Genomic DNA, 19,772 nt, shown 5'->3' with positions numbered 1-19,772 from the left:
CCGTCGGCGATGTCAGGCCGGAGCGGCGAAGTCGACGTCCTTCGACTCGACCGTGCCGGCCGTACGGCCCGGGGCCGACTGGTGGGACCAGTAGAGGTTGGTGTGGGCGACGACCTGCGCCGGCGGCGGGGCGCCCCAGGCCGTCAGGTCCTCCGTGGTGTGGGCGTCGCTGACCAGCGTGGTGTCGTAGCCGCGGACGAACGCGCCGTGCAGCGTCGACCGGACGCACGCGTCGGTCTGCGCACCGGCCACGACGAGTCTCCCGACCCCCAGCCCGGCCAGCACCGACTCCAGGGGAGTGTCCTCGAAGGAGTCGCCGTACCGCTTCTCGACAAGTGGCTCGGTGTCACCCGGAACCAGCTCGGGGACGATCCGCCAGTCGTCACCACCCCTGACGAGTTGGGCGTCGGAGTGCTGCACCCAGACGACCGGCACCCGCTCGTGCCGGGCCCGCTCCACCAGCCCGCCGATGTTGGCGACTACCTCGTCGCGCCGGTAGGCCCCCGCGACCACGCCGTTCTGCACGTCGACGACGAGCAGCGCGGTGTGCGGTCGGTCGGTGAGTGTGCTCATGTGTCTCCCCCTGGTGGCGATCGAACCGGTCGGCAGCCCCCGGTGCGGTCGGCCGCGCTGCCCGGCAGGCTAGCCGCACCCTCCGACAGTCGACGCGCACGCCGGACCCGGGCAAGCTCCATCGTCCCGGCCGGGTAGCGGCTAGTGGTCGGCGCTGTTCCAGTCCCGGCCCTCGCCGACGGAGACCTCCAGCGGCACGGACAGCGGGTACGCCGCACCCATCTCCTGCCGGACCAGCGCCTCCAACGCCTCCCGCTCACCGGGGGCGACCTCGAAGACCAACTCGTCGTGCACCTGGAGCAGCATGCGGGACCGGAGCCCGGCGTCGCGCAGCGCGGTGTCCACGCGCAGCATGGCGACCTTGATGATGTCGGCCGCCGAGCCCTGGATGGGGGCGTTGAGCGCCATCCGCTCGGCCATGTCCCGGCGCTGCCGGTTGTCGCTCACCAGGTCGGGCAGGTAGCGGCGGCGACCCAGGACGGTGGAGGTGTAGCCGTCCTGGCGGGCCCGGGCCACCACCTCGTGCAGGTAGTCGCGCACCCCGCCGAAACCGGTGAAGTAGTTCTCCATCAGCCCCCGGGCCTCCTCGGCGGTGATGCCGAGCTGCTGGGACAGGCCGAAGGCGCTCAGCCCGTACGCCAGGCCGTAGTTCATCGCCTTGATCTTGCGGCGCTGGTCGGGGGTGACCTCACCGACCGGGACCTCGAAGACCGAGGACGCGGTGGCGGCGTGGAAGTCGTGGCCGGAGTTGAACGCCTCGATCAGCGCCTCGTCCAACGACAGGTGCGCCATGATCCGCATTTCGATCTGGCTGTAGTCGGCGGTGAGCAGGGTCTGGTAGCCCTCCCCCACCACGAAGGCCCGACGGATGCGCCGCCCCTCCTCGGTGCGGATCGGGATGTTCTGCAGATTGGGGTCGGTGGAGGAGAGCCGGCCGGTGGCCGCCACGGTCTGCTTGAACGTGGTGTGGATGCGACCGTCGTCGGCGACCGACTTGAGCAGGCCGTCGACTGTGGTCTTGAGCTTCGCCACGTCCCGGTGCCGCAGCAGGTGCTCCAGCACCGGGTGCGGGTTCTGGGCGTGCAGCCACTGGAGCGCGTCGGCGTCGGTGGTGTAGCCGGTCTTGATCTTCTTGGTCTTCGGCAGCCCCAGCTCCCCGAAGAGCAGCTCCTGGAGCTGCTTGGGTGAGCCCAGGTTGAACTCCCGCCCCACCGAGGCGTACGCGCTCTGCGCGGCGGACTTCACCTCGCCGGCGAAGTGCGCCTCCAGCTCCTGGAGGTAGTCCAGGTCGGCACCGATGCCGACGCGCTGCATCGCGGCCAGCACCTCGGACAGCGGCAGCTCGACCTCGGCCATCAGCCGGGCGGACTGCTCGCCGTCGCGGGACAGCTCGGCGTCGATCGCCTCGGCCAGGTCGAGGGTGGCCCGTGCCTGGAGCATCAGGTTCTGCTCGGCCTCGCCGTCGTCACCGAGGCCGTCGAAGGTGAGCTGCCCGGTCTCGGGTGCGTCGACCCGCAGCTCGCGGTGCAGGTAGCGCAGCGCGAGGTCGGTCAGGTCGTAGGAGCGCTGGTCGGGGCGGGCCAGGTAGGCGGCGAGCTCGGTGTCCCGGGCGACCCCGGCCAGCGACCAGCCACGCGCGGCGAACGCCAGCCGGGCGTGCTTGCTGTCGTGCAGCACCTTCGGCTGCCGCAGGTCGGCCAGCCAGCCGGCCAGGGCGCGTTCGTCGTCCTCTGCCAACGTCGTCGGGTCGAGCCACGCCGCCGGACCGGTGGCCAGCGCGAACGCCAGCGCCTCCAGCTGCGGCTCGTAACGCTCGCGGGGGTCCTTCGGCTTGGCCGGCGTCTTCACCGCCACGCCGACCTGGGTGCCGACCGGGGCGTGGGTGGCGAGCCAGCCGGTCAACGCGCCGGGCGCGGTGAGCACCTCGGCGGTCAGGTCGAAGCCGGCCTCGGCCTCGGGCTCCACCGCCTCAAGGTACTGATACAACCGGTCGCGCAGGATGCGGAACTGGAGGGTGTCGAAGACCTGGTGCACGGCCTCCCGGTCCCAGCCCTGCCAGCGGGCGTCCTCGGGGCGGATCGGCAGCTCCAGGTCGGAGACCAGGCAGTTGATCTCGTAGTTGCGGATCACGTCGGCGAGCCGCTCGCGCAGGCTGTCGCCGGCCTTGCCCTTGATCTCGTCGGCGTGGGCGATCACGCCCTCGACCCCGCCGTACATGGTGATCCACTTGGCGGCCGTCTTGGGGCCGACGCCGGGGACGCCGGGCAGGTTGTCACTGGTCTCGCCGACCAGGGCGGCCAGGTCGCGGTAACGCTCCGGGCCGACGCCGTACTTCGCCTCGATCGCGGCCGGATCCATCCGGGCCAGGTCGGAGACGCCCTTGCGGGGGTAGAGCACTGTGACGGTGTCGCCGACGAGCTGGAAGGCGTCCCGGTCGCCGGTGCTGATCAGCACCTGCATGCCCTGGTCGCGAGCCTGGCAGGCGAGGGTGGCGATGACGTCGTCGGCCTCGTAGCCCGGTTGCTCGACGACCGGGACGCGCAGCGCGTCGAGGACCTCCTTGACCAGGCTGACCTGACCCTTGAAGTCGGACGGGGTCTCGCTGCGGCCGGCCTTGTACTCCGCGTACTTATCGGTGCGGAAGGAGTGCCGGGACACGTCGAAGGCGACCACGATGTGGGTCGGCTGCTCGTCGCGGAGCACGTTGATCAGCATCGAGGTGAAGCCGTAGACCGCGTTGGTCGGCTGCCCGGTCGTGGTGGAGAAGTTCTCCACCGGCAGAGCGAAGAACGCCCGGTATGCCAGGGAGTGTCCGTCGACGAGAAGCAGGCGCGGCGTCGTAGCTGTCACGGCAGCGACTCTAGTCCGTACCCCCGACAACCCCGGGCGGCGGCACGGGCGCGCCCTGCGGTCGCCGCCGGAGGCGGGTGGGACCCGGGCCGGCGGCACGGACATACCGGAACAGAAACGGCGGCCCGGCGCGGTGGGTGACACCGCAGCGGGCCGCCGTCCGGCCGACGGTCAGAGCACCTTGGCCAGGAACGCCCTGGTCCGCTCGTGCCGCGGGTTGGCGATCACCTCGCGCGGGTCGCCGGACTCGACCACCACGCCGCCGTCCATGAAGACCAGCGTGTCGCCGACCTCCCGGGCGAAGCCGATCTCGTGGGTCACCACGATCATGGTCATCCCGTCCCGGGCCAGGTCCTTCATCACGTCCAGCACCTCGCCGACCAGTTCCGGGTCGAGCGCGCTGGTCGGCTCGTCGAAGAGCATCAGCTTCGGCCGCATGGCCAGCGCGCGGGCGATCGCCACCCGCTGCTGCTGCCCGCCGGAGAGCTGACCGGGGTACGCGCCGAGCTTGTCGCCCAGCCCCACCCGCTCCAGCAGCTGCGCGGCCCGTTCCCGGGCCGCCACCTTCTTCTCCCGGCCCAGCAGCACCGGCGCCTCGACCACGTTGCCCAGCACCGTCATGTGCGGGAAGAGGTTGAACCGCTGGAACACCATGCCGATCGCCCGTCGCTGCGCGGCCACCTCCTTCTCCCGCATCTCGTGCAGCTTGCCGCCGCGCTCCCGGTAGCCGATCAGCTCGCCGTCCACCCGGATCGACCCGGCGTTGATCTTCTCCAGGTGGTTGATGCAGCGCAGGAACGTGGACTTGCCGGAGCCGGACGGCCCCAGCAGGCAGCACACCTCCCCCGCGCGGACCTCCAGGTCGATGCCCTTGAGCACCTCCAGGGACCCGAACGACTTGTGCACCTGCTCGGCCCGGACCATCACCTCGGACCCGCCGGCCCGTGACTCGGCGGCCGGCGCACCAGGCTGGCCGGGAATCAGCTCACTCATGCCGGACCCACCGTCCCCGCGTTGCCGCCGCCACCGGTCTCCGCCGCCATCCCGCGCAACCGCAGCCGCGCCCGGCCCGCCGGACCGTAACCCTTGCCGAAGTGCCGCTCGAGGAAGTACTGCCCGACCAGCAGGATGCTGGTCAGGAAGAGGTACCACAGGCAGGCGGCGACATACATCGGGAAGATCTGGAAGGTCCGCTTGCCGACCGCGTCGAGCTGGAAGAACAACTCCACGCTCACCGGCACGTAGAGCAGCAGCGAGGTGTCCTTGAGCATCGCGATGGTCTCGTTGCCGGTCGGCGGGATGATCACCCGCATCGCCTGCGGCAGCACCACCCGGCGCAGCAGCTGACCCCGGCTCATGCCCAGCGCCTGGGCCGCCTCGGTCTGCCCCTCGTCGACCGACTGGATGCCGGCCCGGACGATCTCGGCCATGTAGGCCGCCTCGGAGAGCGCGAGCCCCAGCAGACCCGCCATGAAGCCGCTGATGATGTCCCGGGACGAGAACCCGAACAGCCGCAGTTGCAGGTTGTCGATGCCGAAGAGTTGGCCGAGCTGGGTGTCGAACGGCACCCCGAACTCGATCCGGCTCCACAGGATGCCGACGTTGCCGAAGACCGCCAGCAGCACCAGCCGGGGCACCGCCCGGAAGAACCAGGTGTAGAGCCAGGCCACCCCGCGCAGGATCGGGTTGTCGGACAGCCGCATCACCGCGACCACCACGCCCAGGGTGACACCGATGAGCATCGCGCTCACCGTCATCAGCACCGTGCCGCGCAGCAGCCCCTCGATGATCGGTGGACGGAACATCTTGTCCACCATGAACGGCCAGTTGAAGGCCGTGTTGGTGACCAGCAGGTGGACGAACATGGCGACCAGCACGGCCAGCACCGCGACCGCGACCCAGCGCCCCGGGTGCCGTACGGGCACGGCGCGGAGTGGCTCCGGCCGCGCCCGTACGGTGGAAGTGTCGTGGGATTCCATGACCTGTTACGGGTTGACCGCGGGGTCCGTGATCGCGCCGTCCGCCACCTTCCACTTGTCCAGCACCGACTTGTACGACCCGTCGGCGATCAGCGCCTTGGTCGCGTCCCGCACCGCCTCGGCGAACGCCGCCTGGTCCTTGCCGACCACGTAGCCGTACGGGGCCGCCTCGTACTGCTTGTCGAGCAGTTCGAGGGCGTCGTTGGACTGGGTCACCGCGTACACCCCGACCGGGTAGTCGGCGAGCATCGCGTCGTCCTTGCCGGAGACCACCGCGGCGGTCGCGGCGTCCTGGCCGGGGAACTGCTCGATCGTGATCGCCGGCTTGCCGCCGTCGGTGCAGGTCTTGGAGCGCTTCTGGATGTCCTCGACCTGGACGGTGTCCTTCTGCACGGCGATCTTCTTGCCGCAGGCGTCGTCGATCTTGACGCCGGCCGGGTTGCCCTTCTTGGTCACCCACTGGGTGCCGACCTGGAAGTAGCTGACCATGTTGGCCTGCTGCTTGCGCTCGTCGTTGATGGTGAACGACGAGACGCCGACCTCGTACTTACCGCTGCCCACACCGGAGATGATGTCGCCGAACGGGGCGGAGACGAACTCGGCCTGCAGACCGAGCTTCTGGGCGACGGCACGGAACAGCTCCACGTCGAAGCCGATGACCGTCTTGCCGTCGGAGTCCAGGAACTCCGCCGGGGCGTACGTCGAGTCGGTGCCCACGACGATCTTGCCGTCGGCCTTGATGGCCGCGGGCACCTTGTCGGCCAGCGAGGTGTCGGCCGACGCGCTGACCGAGGGGCCGCCGCCGGGCTGCTCGGTGCTCTCCTCCTCGCCACAGGCGGCGAGGGAGAGCAGCAGGGCGGTCGCGCCGGCGACGCCGAACGCCGCCCGCCGACCAGGGGTGAGGTGGAACATGGCTGTACTCCTTTGCGAGGGGGGCGACGGTCAGGCCACGCCGAGGTAGGCCTCTTTGACCGACGGGTCGTGCAGCAGCTCCGCGCCGGTGCCGCTCTTGACGATGCGACCGGTCTCCAGCACGTACGCCCGGTGTGCCCGGGCGAGCGCCTGCTGCGCGTTCTGCTCCACCAGCAGGATGGTGGTGCCCTGCTCGTTGATCTCGGTGATGATGGTGAAGATCTGCTGGATCAGCATCGGGGCCAGCCCCATCGACGGCTCGTCGAGCAGCAGCAGCTTGGGTCGGCTCATCAGCGCCCGCCCGACGGCCAGCATCTGCTGCTCGCCGCCGGAGAGGGTGCCACCGGCCTGCTTGCGTCGCTCGGCCAGCCGGGGGAACAGCTCCAGCACCCGGTTGAGGTCCTGGGCGATGCCGGCCCGGTCCCGCCGGGTGTACGCACCCATGTCGAGGTTCTCCAGCACGGTCATGCCGGGGAAGATGCCGCGACCCTCGGGGGCCTGGCAGAGCCCCCGCCGGACCCGCAGGTCCGCCCGGAGCTTGGAGATGTCCTCGCCCTCGAAGCGGATCGCCCCGGTGGCGATCGGCCGGATGCCGGAGATCGCCCGCATGGTGGTGGACTTGCCGGCGCCGTTCGCGCCGATCAGGGCGACGATCTCGCCCTCGCCCACCGTCAGGCTGATCCCGTGCAGCGCCTGGATGCGCCCGTACAGCAGGCTGACGTCCTCAATCTCAAGCAGCATCGTCCGGTACCCCCAGGTACGCCGCGACCACCTTCGGGTTGTCCCGCACCTCGGCGGGCAGCCCCTCGGCGATCTTCTTCCCGAACTCCAGCACCACGATCCGGTCGGTGACGCCCATGACCAGGCGCATGTCGTGCTCGATCAGCAGCACTGTCACGCCGGTGTCGCGGATCTGCCGGATGAGCTGGAGCAGTTCCTCCTTCTCCGCCGGGTTGAAGCCGGCGGCCGGCTCGTCCAGGCAGAGCAGCACCGGGTCGGTGGCCAGGGCCCGGGCGATCTCCAGCCGGCGCTGCTCGCCATAGGAGAGGTTGCGGGCGAACTCGTGCATCCGGGGCCGGATGCCGACGAACTCCAGCAGCCGCTCGGCCTTCTCCCGGCCCTCGCGCTCCTCGCGCCGGTGCCGGGGCAGCCGCAGCAGCGCCGAGACCACGCTGGTCTTGTGGTGCGCGTCGGCACCGACCTGCACGTTCTCCAGCGCGGTCATCTCCGGGAAGAGGCGGATGTTCTGGAACGTCCGCGCCATGCCCATCTTGGTGATCTGGTGCCGCTTCTTACCGCTGATCTTCTGGCCACGGAACCGGATCTGGCCCTCGCTGGGCTGGTAGATGCCGGTCATCGCGTTGAAGCAGGTGGTCTTGCCGGCACCGTTCGGGCCGATCAGCCCGAGGATCTCCCCCTTGTAGAGGGTGAAGTCGACGTCGTTGAGCGCCACCACACCACCGAAGCGCAGCGTGACGTGGTCGACCTCCAGCAGCGGTTCCCGCGCCGGGACCGTCTCGACGGCGGGCGCGCCCGCCTGGGCCGGAACGGCCGGGGTCTGTTCGGTGTCACTCACCGACGATCACCTCCTTGCGACGGTCCTTGAACTCCGCCGCCCGTCGTCGGTTGGGAATGATGCCCTGTGGGCGGAAGATCATCATCACCACGAGCACCACGCCGAAGAAGAGGAAGCGGTACTCGTAGAGCTCGATGCCGAACAGCTCGATGCCGCGGAACCGCTCGATCATGTACGCCACCAGGCCGCCGCCGACGATCGCGCCGACGATGTTGCCCGAGCCGCCCAGGATGACCGCGGCCAGGATGATGATCGAGTTGAGCAGCTCGAAGTTCTGCGAGTTGACGAAGTTCTGCTTGCCGGCGAAGAGCGCGCCGGCCAGGCCGGCGATCGCCGCGCCCGAGGCGAACGCCCAGAGCTTGAACTTGAAGGTCGGCACGCCCATCAGCTGGGCGGCGTCCTCGTCCTCCCGGATCGAGATCCAGGCCCGGCCGACCCGGCTGTGGGTCAGGTTCCGCACCCCGATCACCACCAGGATGATCAGCGTGAGCACCAGCCAGTAGTACGGGCGGGCGTCGAGCACCCCGAACAGCGGCTTGCCGTCGGCGTACTTGCCGGGCGGGTGCGGGATCTGGTTGAAGCCCCGCTGGCCCTTGAGGAACTCGGAGCTGGTCGCCGCGATCCGGATCATCTCGGCGAAGCCGAGCGTCACCAGCGCCAGGTAGTCGCCGCGCAACCGCAGCGTCGGGGTGCCGAGCATGACGCCGGAGACCATGGTGAGGGCGATCGCGACCGGCACCACCAGCAGCCACGGCCAGAGCGTCTTGAGGTCACTGCTCGGCGAGGTCAACACCGCCACGGTGTACGCGCCGACGGCGAAGAAGCCGAAGTAGCCGAGGTCGAGCAGGCCGGCGAAGCCGACCACGATGTTCAACCCGACCGCCAGCAGCACGTAGATCGAGACGGTGAACAACACCTGGGTGAAGTTGGAGCCGGTGGTGGGGATCGGCCCCAGGTACTGGTAGAACTCCTTGTTCGGTAGCGCGTAGAAGAACGCGATGAGCGCCACCAGCGCCGCCCAGCGCACCCAGCGCGGGGCGTCGTGCCACCGCTGCGCGACGGCCTCGCGGCCGTGCCGCAGCCGTGTCCGGATCCCCTGTTGCTGCTCGGGGGTCGGCGGATTAACCGTCGTCGTCATGCCCGTGCCCTTCCCAGCGATTCGCCCAACAGACCGGTCGGCCGGAACATCAACAGCACCACCAGCACGGCGAAGGCGGCGAAGTCCTTCCACTGGCTACCGAACAGACCCGCCGCGTAGTTCTCCAGCACGCCCAGCAGCAGGCCGCCCAGGAGCGCGCCGCGCAGGTTGCCGATGCCGCCGAGCACCGCGGCGGTGAACGCCTTGAGCCCGAGCAGGAAGCCGACGCTGTAGGTCAGGGTCTGGATCCGCACGTCGTAGAGCAGGCCGGCGACGCCGGCCATCGAGCCACCGGCGATGAACACCATCAGGATGACCCGGTCCTTGTTGACCCCCATCAGCGCGGCGGTGTTGGCGTCCTGGGCGACCGCCCGGATGCCGCGGCCGACCCGGCTACGGTTGATGAACTGGTCCAGCGCGACCATCATCGCCAGCGCGGCACCGAGGGTGAGCAGCTGGATCCCATCGATCGGCACCTTGCCCAGGTGGAACACCGGTTCGGAGCTGACCAGCTTGGGCGCGCTCTCCGGAAGGCGGCGGGTGTAGACGCCGAATGCCTCGGAGATCGCGATCGACGCGCCGATGGCGGTGATCAGGAAGGCAAGCGGTGGGGCGTTGCGCTTGCGTAGCGGCCGGTACGCCACCCGCTCGATCACGGTCGCCGTGCCGGCGGAGGCGATGGCCGCCACGATCATCGCGACGAGCAGGTAGAACAGGATCGAGCCGAGCCCACTGACCTGGGAGTCCTGGTCGAGGCCGAAGGCGTTCCAGGTCCAGATGGCGGCGAACGCGCCGGCGATGAAGACCTCGGAGTGCGCGAAGTTGATGAGTCTGAGTACGCCGTAGACAAGCGTGTAGCCGAGCGCGACCAGGGCGTAGATCGCACCCTGTGTCAGGCCGGTCGTGGTGAGTTCCCCGAAGTTGGAGAACAGTCCGTCGAAGTTCACGGGAGGGCCGCTCCGTCAGGTGAGGAGAAAGAGAAGGTGCGGCCGGGAGCGAGCTAGCTCCCGGCCGCACCCGCGATCTGTCGTCAATCGCTCACGGCGACCGTGGTCAGGACTTCGGGATCTCCTGGTCGGGGACGACCTTGCCGCCCGTGACCTTGAAGGCCCAGACCTTCACCTGCGCCGGGTCCAGCTCGCCGCCCTCGACGAACTTGTAGTTGGCCGCGACACCCTCGCCGCTGTAGCCCTTCACGAACTCCAGCAGGTCGGCCCGGGTGGTCTTCTTGGCCTTGATGCCGGCGAGCAGGATGTTCGCGGCGTCGTAGGAGGTGTCGCTGTAGGTGCCCGGCTCGGTGCCGTTGAGCGCCTTGAACTCCTCGACGAACGTGCCACGGGCCTCGGTGGCCGGCGCGCACGGGCAGGTGAGGATGGTGCCCTCGGCGGCGGCGGCGCCGGCCGAGGTGATGTACGCCGGGTCGTTGGTGCCGTCGCCGGCGACCAGCGGGGCGGTGACGCCGGCAGCGGTGAGCTGCTTGCGGATCAGGCCGGCCTCCTGGTAGTAGCCGCCGAAGAAGACGGCCTTGACGTTGGCGGCCTTGACCTTGGTCACCACGCCGGAGAAGTCGGTCTGCTTGCCCTCGCCCTGGACCTTGTCCGAGCCGGCGACCGAGCCGCCGAGGACCTTCTTGACCTCGTCGGCCAGGCCCGCGCCGTAGGCGGACTGGTCGTCGATGACGTAGACCTTGTCGGCCTTCATCACGTTCTTGATGTAGTTACCGGCCGCCGGGCCCTGGCTGAAGTCGTTGCCGACCGCCCGGAAGAAGGTCTTCCAGTTCTGGTCGGCAAGGCTCGGACGAGTGGCGGAGGGGGTGATGGTGACCAGGCCGGCCTCGTTGAACAGCGGGCCGGCGGCCTCGGACTCACCCGAGTAGGCCGGGCCGACGATACCGAGGATCTTGGCGTCGTCGATGGCCTTCTGGGCCAGGCCGGGGGCCTGGTCGCCGCTGCCCTGCGAGTCGAGCTCGACCAGCTCGACCTTGCAGTCGGCGTTCTCCTTGTTGTATTTGTCGACGGCGAGCTTGGCGCCGTTCTTCTCGTTGATACCCAGCGCCGCCGAGCTGCCGGTCAGCGCGCCGAAGAACGCGATCTTGCTGCCGCAGCCGTCCCCACCGGACGCCTCGTCGTCGCCGCCGCTGGAGCAGGCGGTGCCGCCGGCGACGAGCGCCAGCATGGCAACTCCACCGATCACGCGTGCGAGCTTCTGCCTCAAGGCCGGAACCCTCCTCCGTCACATGGCCCGGACCACCCGCTGGTTATTGGCCCTTGCGGGGGGCGGACGAACCAGACCGTCGTCGCCGGTCTGGGGCGGGACGTTATCCCACCGGGAAGCTGCGACGTAAGCCCCAGCAAGCGGGGTTGATCGAACCGTTACACGCCGTGGCGGATCGGAAACGTTAGCTGTAAGAACCATCGGTTACGAATGGCTTTCACTTTCCGTTCGAAGGTGTCGGGCAATCCGGGGGACAACCCCCGCCTATAGGCACTCAAACCCTCCCCCACCAGGCATGGGAGCCGCGGCCGTCGTCAGCCAACAGCAAAAGTCGATCTCCATCGCCGGCCACCGCCAGCGCCGTGTCGCCCCCATCGACCACCGTCAACGGCACCGGTACGGCCCGCCACGACGCTCCCCCGTCCGTCGATGCCCACGCAGAGCGACCGGCACCGTCCCCGGTGACCGCCACCAGGACACCCCGCACCGCGGTCAGCCCCACCACCGACAGCACCCCCGGGCCGATTGCCCCGAACCCGCCGGCCCGCCGCCACCGGGACCCGTCGTCGGCCCGCCACACGTCGAAGCCGTCGGGAGCCGCGCCGACCACCACCGGCACACCGTCGCGCAGGGTCGCCCGCTCCGCCCGGCCCCGCCCGCCCCGGGCCGGCAGCTCCGCCCGCCGCCAGGATCGCCCGTCGGTCGAGGTCCAGGCCACCGGCGTCAGCGCGGTGCCACCCGTCGGCAGCAGCGAACCGACCACCAGCCAGCCCGCCGGCAGGGCCACCACGTCGTACGCCGCCGTCCGGCCCCGGGCGTCCCCGGCCAGCTCCGGCAGGCCCTCGGCCAGGGTGAACCCGTCCGCGTCCGGGGAGGTCCAGACCGCCGCGCCGTCCACCCGGGCACCGGCGATCAACCACCCGCCCGCACCGGCCGCCAGCCGGGCCACGCTTACCGCACGCGGCCCGCCGAACAGCTCGAACGCCGCCGGGACCTCACGCAACGCGCCAGCCCCGTCGCGTACCCAGGTGCCGGTACGCGGATTGCCGTGCACCCCGCCGTTCTTGGCGCCCAACGCCGCCACCCGACCCCCGGCCGACCCGCCCGCCGGGCCCGGTGCGCAGGCCGCCGCGTAGAGCACGTGCTGTCGGCCGTAGAACGTCCGCGCCGCGATCGGCACCGGGGTCCAGGAGGAACCGTCCACGCTGGACCAGGCGGCCGGACGGGTCTCCCCGGCGGCGTCGACGACCCCGCCGACCAGGAACCACCGCCCGGCACAGGAGACCGCGTCACGCAGCAGCAGCCGGCCGGCCGGGCCGGGTGGTGCGGGCAGGGTCAACTCCTGCCAGGCAAGCTCCATCGGTGCCGCCGCCCGGCCGTCACCAGCCGTCGAACGGTCGTCATCGGCTCCGGGGCGGTCGCAGCCGGCGACCAGCATGACGAGGACACCGAACACCGCGAGGACGCGTCGTGCAGACACGCGTCGATGTTAACCAGTGACACCCGTCGACGGGTGTCATCACACCGACCGGTTCCGGACCGGCCGCCGACAGGCGGTGGGCGACCACCCGATCCGTGCGGGACCGGCCGCCCACCGGAGGCGGGTGTCGCGCCGGTCGGCCATGATCCGGTGGCCGAACCGGCGGGATCCGCGGCGCGACCGGTCAGGTGGTGGGTTGCTCGGCGACCTCGCCACCGGCGGTCTCGGCGAGGATCCGCTCGGCGACCTCCTTCATGGTCATCCGGTGGTCCATCGCGGTGCGCTGGATCCACTTGAACGCCTGCGGCTCGGTCATCCCGTACGTCGTCATCAGCGCGCCCTTGGCGCGCTCGACCGTCTTGCGGATCTCCAGCCGGTCGGTGAGGCTGGCGACCTCCGCCTCCAGGGCGGCCACCTCGGAGTAGCGGGAGAGGGCGATCTCCACCGCCGGCACCAGGTCGCTCTTCTGGAACGGCTTCACCAGGTACGCCATCGCGCCGGCGGCCCGTGCCCGTTCCACCAGGTCACGCTGGCTGAACGCGGTCAGGATGATCACCGGGGCGATCCGGGCGCCGGCGATCCGCTCGGCGGCGGCCAGCCCGTCCATGATCGGCATCTTGATGTCGAGGATGACCAGATCGGGCTTGAGCTCCTCGGCCAACCGGACGGCGGTCTCGCCGTCCCCGGCCTCGCCGACGACCTCGTAACCTTCCTCGACCAGCATCTCGGCCAGGTCCAGTCGGATGAGCGCCTCGTCCTCGGCGATCAACACCCGCCTGCGCTCGGCATCCGTCTGCGTCTCGGCCACCAGCCCTACCCCCACATAGATCCCACACGGCTACCGCCCATGCTCTCGCATGAGCCTAGTCGGGTACAGTGAGCCACGCGCCCCGTGGGGTGACGCCGGGATGGTGGAACGGCATACACGGAAGTCTCAAACACTTCTGCCCGAGAGGGCTTGCGGGTTCGAATCCCGCTCCCGGCACCGCTGTCATACGTGTATTCGACGATGCCCCCGTGCATCCACCAGAGATCAGGGCCCGCGCACGGCAACTGCACCGCGCCGGCGGCTCGGTCGCCGACACCGCACGTGCCGTCGGCCTCCCCTACCGCGCGGTCTGGCACTGGTGCAACGACCGCCCCGAACCACTGCAGCAGGGCACCCTGCTGCGGTGCTTCCGTTGCCGGGACGGTGTCGACGGTCCGACCGACCCTGCGGCGTACGCCTATCTCCTCGGCCTCTACCTCGGCGACGGCCACCTGGTAACGACAGCCCGGGTGCCGGTGCTGCGGATCTACTGCTCCGAGACCCGGCCGGGGCTGATCGACGCGTGCGACGTGGCCATGCGGGCCGTACTCGCCACGAAGGTGCAACGGGTACGGAAGCAGGGTTGCGTCGGCGTGCAGAGCTATGGCACGCACTGGCCGTGCCTGTTCGCCCAACACGGGCGGGGCAGGAAGCACGAACGCCCGATCGTCCTGGCCGACTGGCAACGCGAGATCGTCCAGCGTCAACTGGGTGACTTTCTGCGGGGCCTGTTCCACTCCGACGGCTGCCGGGTGGACAACCGGGTGACCGTCCGTGGCCGGCGGTGCGTCTCCCGCGCTACCACTTCAGCAACGAATCACCCCACATCATGGGCCTCTGCCAGTGGGCACTCGACCTGCTCGGCATCGACTGGAGGATGAACCGTCGCAACTGCCTGTCGGTGGCCCGACGGACGGCGGTCGCCACCCTGGGCCGCCATGTCGGCCCCAAGAGCTGAGTCTTCCCCGGAGACCCGGCCAGGGGAACAAATCCGGCGCGGGACGGGTTGGGCAGTGGCGTGATCGACGTACCGTTGTCTGTTCTTGATCTTGCTCCGGTCGCCGCCGGGGCCACCGCCTCCGAGGCGCTCGGGCACACCACCGAGCTGGCCCGCCGGACCGAGGAGCTGGGCTACCGCCGGTTCTGGGTGGCCGAGCACCACAACATGCCGGCGATCGCCAGCTCCGCACCGGCGGTGCTGCTCGCCCACCTGGCGGCGCACACCACCACGATCCGGCTGGGCTCGGGCGGGGTGATGCTGCCCAACCACGCGCCGCTGGTGGTCGCCGAGCAGTTCGGCACCCTGGAGGCGCTGCACCCGGGCCGGATCGACCTCGGCATCGGCCGTGCCCCGGGCACCGACCAGCGGACCGCGCTGGCGTTGCGCCGCACCATGGAGGGGCTGTCGGCGGAGGGCTTCCCCCGGGAGCTGGCCGACCTGATGAACTACTTCAGCGGCGACGACCCGGGGGCGATCACCGCCACCCCGGGGCTGGGCCAGTCCCCCGCGGTCTGGCTGCTCGGCTCCAGCGGGTTCAGCGCCCAGCTCGCGGGTCTGCTCGGGTTGCCGTTCTCCTTCGCGCACCACTTCAGCGCCCAGCACACCCTGCCCGCGCTCCAGCTCTACCGGCAGAGTTTCCGGCCGTCGCGTTGGCTGGCCGAGCCGTACGCGATGGTGGCGGTGAACGTGGTCTGCGCCGACACCGACGAGCGCGCCGAGTGGCTGACCGGGCCGAGCGCGCTGTCGTTCCTCAAGCTGCGGTCGGGGCGGCCGGAGCCGCTGGCCAGTCCCGAGGACGCCGCCGCATACCCGTACACCGAGGTCGAGCGGGAGTTCGTCAGGCAGCGCCGCGACGGCCAGGCGATGGGTTCGCCGGAGACGGTCCGCCGGCAGTTGTCCGAGCTGCTGGCCCGCACCGGCGCGGACGAGCTGATGCTCACCACGATGGTGTACGACGTGGCCGACCGGGTGCGCTCGTTCGAGCTGGTGGCCGAGAAGGTTGCCGGCGGGCTCTCCCGGAGCGCTTGAAACACGCTCTTCATAGCCACGTCACCCCACCGTCGCGTAGGACCTCTAACTTTATGACCGGTGGTGGTACGGCACTCCCGGTCGGGACGGGTCGGGGGTGCTGCGGTGTGGTGCACCGGGTCGCCAGCTGAGCGGATTCCGCGGCTGGCGACCCGGTGCCTGCTTTTTCGGCCCTGACCGCACCGCCCTTACCGCAGCCGCCCCGCCCCGGTCGGGGCGGTGCGGGCAGGGCCGCGTCAGCGCCGGGCCGGCGCCGTCAACGCAGGTAGATGTTGGGCGTGGGCGGGGTGGACATGCCGTCGCCGATGAAGAAACCCGGGTGCGGCGGCTGGTTGTAGGCGGTGTTCTGCCAGGCGATCGCCGCGCGGTACTGCGGGTCGTGCATCAGCGTGTAGATCCGGGTGCTGGTCTGGGTCGGGGTGCTGTAGATCCGCAGCGCCCGGTTGTCGCTGGTGCGCCAGATGACCTCCTCGCGCCAGTCGCCGAGGATGTCGCCGGAGAGCGCCGGGGTGGACTTGGTGCCGTTGTTGGAGGCCACGTCGCTGCCGGTGAGCAGCCGGGTCTCGCCGCCGGTGCCGTACTTGTCGATCTTGGTGCCGTCGAGCAGCTCCCGCACCGGGTCACCGTCCCACCAGGCGAGGAAGTTCGCCGACGACGGCTTGCGCCCGATGTTCTGCCCCCGGGTGTTGGCCAGGCCGTCGACCGCCGACGACCACGACTCGGCACCGGGGCTGCCGGCCCAGATGTCGGCCGAGACACCCCGACCGTTGTCGCCGTTGGCCGCGGTCTTCCAGATGATCTGGCCGGTACGCGCGTCGGCGAACCACGAGCTGGGCTTGCTGGCGTCCTCGTCGACCTTGAAGACCTCCAGGCCGGAGCGGCTCGGGTCCAGGTCACCGACGTGCAGGGCGTCGCCGTGTCCGTTGCCTGTGGAGTAGAGCAGCCGGCCGTTGTCGTCGATGGTGGCCGCGCCGTACACGATCTCCTGGCGGCCGTCGGCGTCCACGTCGGCGACGGAGAGCTGGTGGTTGCCCTGGCCGGCGGCGGCCGAGTTGCCGGAGGCGTTCGAGTCGAACGTCCACCGCTTGGTCAGGGCGCCGTTGCGGAAGTCCCAGGCGGCGATCACCGCGCGGGTGTAGTAGCCGCGCGCCATGATCAGCGACGGCCGCTGCCCGTCCAGGTAGGCGGTGCCGGCGAGGAACCGGTCGACCCGGTTGCCGTACGAGTCGCCCCAGGAGGAGACGGTGCCGCGCGGCGGGTCGTAGTTGACGGTGGAGGCGATGGCACCGGTCTGCCCGTTGAACATGGTCAGGTACTCCGGGCCGGACAGCACGTAGCCGCTGGAGTTGCGGTAGTCCGCCGACGACGAGCCGATCAGCTGGCCGGTGCCGGAGCGGGTGCCGTCGGCGGTCTTCATGGCCACCTCGGCCTTGCCGTCGCCGTCGTAGTCGTACACCTGGAACTGGGTGTAGTGGGCGCCGGCGCGGATGTTGCGGCCCAGGTCGATGCGCCACAACCGGCTGCCGGTCAGGGTGTACGCGTCGACGTAGACGTTGCCGGTGTAGCCGGACTGGCTGTTGTCCTTGGCGTTCGACGGGTCCCACTTGAGCACGATCTCGTAGCGGCCGTCGCCGTCGAGGTCGCCGACGCTGGCGTCGTTGGCCGAATAGCTGTAGGCCTCCCCGCTCGGGGTGGTGCCGCCGGCCGGCGGCTGGATCGGCACGTCCAGGTAGCCGTTGGCGAACTGGAGCGCGGGCGCGGACGCCGCCTGCTCCGCACCGCCCACCACGGCCCGCACTGTGTACGCCGAGCCGGCCGCAGCCCCGCTGTCCAGGTAGTTGGTGGCACCGGTGAGCGGCGAGGCGTTGACCTTGGTGGAGCCCCGGTAGAGGTTGAACGACACCCCGCTGGTCTCGGTGCCGAGCAGTCGCCAGGAGACCAGGTTGCCACTGCCGGAGCGCACGCTGATCAGCCCCCGGTCGAGGTTCTCCAACTGCTTCGCCCCGGCCGGCGGGTTGGTCGGCGGCGGTGTGGTGGGTGGCGGGGTGGTCGGGGGCGGCGTGGTCGGCGGCGCGGTGGTGGGCGGTGCCGTGGTCGGGGGCGCGGTGGTGGGTGGGGCGGTCGTCGGCGCGGTACCGCCGGTGCAGGTGGTGCCGTTGAGGGCGAAGCTCGCCGGCACCGGGTTGCTGGCGTCGTTCCACGAGGCGTTGAAGCCGAAGTTCGCGGCGCCGTTGGTGCCGAGCGCGGCGTTGTAACCGGCGTCCTTGGCGCTGACCTGCGCGCCGGACTGGGTGACAGTGGCGTTCCACGCCTGGGTGACCTGCTGACCGGCGGTGTAGGACCAGGTCAGCGTCCAGCCGTTGAGCGGATCGCCGAGGTTGGTGACGGTGACGTCGGCACCGAAGCCGCCGCCCCACTGACTGCTGATCTTGTAGTCGACCCGGCAGCCGGCAGCGGCGGCCGAGGCCGTCACGGCGGTGAGGGTGCCGGCGGTGAGGGTGGTGACCGCGGCGGCGGCGAGCAACGCGGCTCGTCGACGGGTGGGATTCAGGTGCACGGGGAACGCCTTTCGCGGAGGTCAGCGCACGGCGACGACGCCGGCCTGCCCAGACCGGCGGGATGGTGCGCCACGCTGACGGTGGTGACGGGACGCCTTGCATCGACATCCATAGTTCGACTCCGCGCAGCTGGATCGTAGGACAACGCTTTCCGGCCGCACAACCCGTACCCGCTCTTGCTCCCGGGCGACCCACCTGATCGACTTGGCCCATGGCTGAGCACATGGACCCGGAGGAGTTCCGCCGCGCCGGTTACGCCGTGGTCGACTGGGTCGCCGACTACTGGCGGACGCTGGACCAGCGCCCGGTCGTCCCCCAGGACCCGCCCGGCACGGTCACCGCCGCCCTGCCGACCACCCCGCCCGCGCACGGTGAGCCGGTCGCGGCGATGCTTGCCGACCTGGACGAGATCATCGTGCCCCGGGTCACCCACTGGCAGCACCCCGGCTTCTTCGGCTACTTCCCGGCCAACACCAGCGGCCCCAGCGTGCTGGCCGACCTGGTCAGCTCCGGCCTCGGCACCCAGGGGATGCTCTGGGCCACCAACCCGGCCGGCACCGAGCTGGAGACGGTGGTACTGGACTGGCTGGCCGACCTGATGGACCTGCCGGCGAGGTTCCGCTCCACCGGCCCCGGCGGCGGCGTCATCCAGGACTCGGCCTCCTCCGCGACGCTGGTCGCCACCCTGGCCGCCCTGCACCGGGCCGGCAAGGGCCGCTGGCGGGAGGTGGGCGTCGACAGGCGGTACCGGGCGTACACCTCGGTGCACGGGCACTCCTCGATCGAGAAGGCGGCCCGTGTCGCCGGGCTCGGCGAGCAGGGCGTCCGGACGATCGAGGTGGACCCGGAGACCCAGGCGATGCGGCCGGCGGCGCTGCGCGCGGCGATCACGGCGGACCTGGCCGCCGGCGAGGTGCCGGCCATCGTGGTGGCGACCATCGGGACCACCTCCACCACCGCCGTCGACCCGCTGCCGGAGATCGGCGCGATCTGCGCCGAGTACGGCGTCTGGCTGCACGTCGACGCCGCGTACGCCGGGGCGGCGGCGATCTGCCCCGAGCTGCGCTGGTCGCACGCAGGTGTCGAGCACGCCGACTCGTACTGTTTCGACCCGCACAAGTGGCTGCTCACCGGCTTCGACTGCGACGCCTTCTGGGTGGCCGACCGAGGTGAGCTGGTCGAGGCGCTGACCGTCATGCCGGAGTTCCTGCGCAACGCCGCCAGCGAGTCCGGCGCGGTCATCGACTACCGGGACTGGCAGGTGCCGCTCGGCCGCCGGTTCCGGGCGCTCAAGCTCTGGTTCGTCATGCGCTGGTACGGCGTCGAAGGGCTGCGCGCGCACCTGCGTTCCGGGGTGGCCCTGGCCGACGGGTTCGCCACCCGGGTGCTGGCCGACGACCGGTTCGCCCTCGCCGCCCCGCACCCGTTCTCGCTCGTCACGTTCCGGCTGCGGGCCGGCGACGAGGCCAGCGCGGCACTGCTGGCCCGGGTCAACGACAGCGGCCAGGTGCACCTGACCCACACCCGGGTCAACGGCCGGTACACCCTGCGACTGGCCGTCGGTTCGCCGCTGACCGGGCCGGAGCACGTGGACCGGGCGTGGGACCTGCTGTCGAGCGCGGCGACCGAGATCCTGGCCGGGACCGGGGACTGAG

The 19,772-nt window shown here is 70.6% G+C and carries 16 protein-coding genes and 1 tRNA gene; 4 read left to right on the top strand and 13 right to left on the bottom strand.

Going from position 1 to position 19,772, the window contains the following annotated elements; genetic code table 11:
* Positions 1-12: 12 nt before the first annotated feature.
* From OHQ87_RS02605 to OHQ87_RS02550, 12 genes are all read right to left on the bottom strand, one after another.
* A complete protein-coding gene (locus OHQ87_RS02605) occupies positions 13-573 on the bottom strand; it encodes an isochorismatase family protein (RefSeq protein WP_328344560.1) in 561 nt (186 codons plus the stop codon).
* A 141-nt stretch (positions 574-714) separates the two neighbouring features.
* Positions 715-3,423 (bottom strand): DNA polymerase I, encoded by a 2,709-nt coding sequence (polA, locus tag OHQ87_RS02600; RefSeq protein ID WP_328344558.1) that lies wholly within the window; start codon positions 3,421-3,423, stop codon positions 715-717.
* Between the two features lie 171 nt (positions 3,424-3,594).
* The gene (locus tag OHQ87_RS02595; protein ID WP_442930657.1) at positions 3,595-4,416 is read right to left on the bottom strand and encodes an amino acid ABC transporter ATP-binding protein; all 822 of its coding nucleotides are present in this window, start codon (positions 4,414-4,416) and stop codon (positions 3,595-3,597) included.
* Positions 4,413-5,402 carry an amino acid ABC transporter permease gene (locus OHQ87_RS02590; protein ID WP_328344556.1) on the bottom strand — a complete coding sequence of 330 codons (990 nt, stop codon included), beginning with the start codon at positions 5,400-5,402 and terminating at the stop codon, positions 4,413-4,415. Before OHQ87_RS02590 ends, OHQ87_RS02595 begins: the two co-directional genes overlap by 4 nt.
* Positions 5,403-5,408: 6 nt before the next feature.
* Positions 5,409-6,314, bottom strand: coding sequence for an ABC transporter substrate-binding protein (locus OHQ87_RS02585; protein ID WP_328344554.1), 906 nt, complete (start codon positions 6,312-6,314; stop codon positions 5,409-5,411).
* Between the two features lie 30 nt (positions 6,315-6,344).
* Positions 6,345-7,055, bottom strand: a complete 711-nt coding sequence (locus tag OHQ87_RS02580) for an ABC transporter ATP-binding protein (RefSeq protein WP_328344552.1) — start codon at positions 7,053-7,055, stop codon at positions 6,345-6,347.
* On the bottom strand, positions 7,045-7,890 hold the full coding sequence (locus OHQ87_RS02575; RefSeq protein ID WP_442930656.1) for an ABC transporter ATP-binding protein: 846 nt from the start codon (positions 7,888-7,890) through the stop codon (positions 7,045-7,047). The genes OHQ87_RS02580 and OHQ87_RS02575 overlap by 11 nt, the downstream gene beginning before the upstream one ends.
* A complete protein-coding gene (locus OHQ87_RS02570) occupies positions 7,883-9,028 on the bottom strand; it encodes a branched-chain amino acid ABC transporter permease (RefSeq protein WP_328344550.1) in 1,146 nt (381 codons plus the stop codon). Before OHQ87_RS02570 ends, OHQ87_RS02575 begins: the two co-directional genes overlap by 8 nt.
* A complete protein-coding gene (locus OHQ87_RS02565) occupies positions 9,025-9,975 on the bottom strand; it encodes a branched-chain amino acid ABC transporter permease (protein ID WP_328344548.1) in 951 nt (316 codons plus the stop codon). Before OHQ87_RS02565 ends, OHQ87_RS02570 begins: the two co-directional genes overlap by 4 nt.
* A 106-nt stretch (positions 9,976-10,081) precedes the next feature.
* Positions 10,082-11,242, bottom strand: coding sequence for a branched-chain amino acid ABC transporter substrate-binding protein (locus OHQ87_RS02560; protein WP_328344546.1), 1,161 nt, complete (start codon positions 11,240-11,242; stop codon positions 10,082-10,084).
* A gap of 274 nt (positions 11,243-11,516) precedes the next feature.
* Positions 11,517-12,722: a hypothetical protein gene (locus OHQ87_RS02555; protein ID WP_328344544.1), complete on the bottom strand. Its 1,206-nt coding sequence runs from the start codon at positions 12,720-12,722 to the stop codon at positions 11,517-11,519.
* A gap of 184 nt (positions 12,723-12,906) precedes the next feature.
* The gene (locus OHQ87_RS02550) at positions 12,907-13,530 is read right to left on the bottom strand and encodes an ANTAR domain-containing response regulator (protein ID WP_328344542.1); all 624 of its coding nucleotides are present in this window, start codon (positions 13,528-13,530) and stop codon (positions 12,907-12,909) included.
* A 94-nt stretch (positions 13,531-13,624) separates the two neighbouring features.
* Between OHQ87_RS02550 and OHQ87_RS02545 the strand changes: the two genes are divergently transcribed.
* From OHQ87_RS02545 to OHQ87_RS02535, 3 genes are all read left to right on the top strand, one after another.
* Positions 13,625-13,707, top strand: a tRNA-Leu gene (locus OHQ87_RS02545).
* Positions 13,708-13,739: 32 nt separating this feature from the next.
* Complete coding sequence (locus OHQ87_RS02540; RefSeq protein ID WP_328344540.1) at positions 13,740-14,411, top strand: transcriptional regulator; 672 nt, start codon at positions 13,740-13,742, stop codon at positions 14,409-14,411.
* 137 nt (positions 14,412-14,548) lie between these two features.
* Positions 14,549-15,559 (top strand): LLM class flavin-dependent oxidoreductase, encoded by a 1,011-nt coding sequence (locus OHQ87_RS02535; RefSeq protein WP_328344538.1) that lies wholly within the window; start codon positions 14,549-14,551, stop codon positions 15,557-15,559.
* Positions 15,560-15,815: 256 nt separating this feature from the next.
* Here OHQ87_RS02535 and OHQ87_RS02530 read toward each other — a convergent pair whose 3' ends face one another.
* Positions 15,816-18,116 (bottom strand): rhamnogalacturonan lyase family protein, encoded by a 2,301-nt coding sequence (locus OHQ87_RS02530; RefSeq protein ID WP_328344536.1) that lies wholly within the window; start codon positions 18,114-18,116, stop codon positions 15,816-15,818.
* A gap of 212 nt (positions 18,117-18,328) precedes the next feature.
* On the opposite strand from OHQ87_RS02530, the gene OHQ87_RS02525 reads away from it, so the two are divergent.
* The gene (locus tag OHQ87_RS02525; protein WP_328344534.1) at positions 18,329-19,771 is read left to right on the top strand and encodes a pyridoxal-dependent decarboxylase; all 1,443 of its coding nucleotides are present in this window, start codon (positions 18,329-18,331) and stop codon (positions 19,769-19,771) included.
* Position 19,772: the final 1 nt, after the last annotated feature.

This window comes from Micromonospora sp. NBC_00421, assembly GCF_036017915.1.
Lineage (GTDB): Bacteria > Actinomycetota > Actinomycetes > Mycobacteriales > Micromonosporaceae > Micromonospora.
This window is presented reverse-complemented; position numbering and strand designations above follow the sequence as displayed.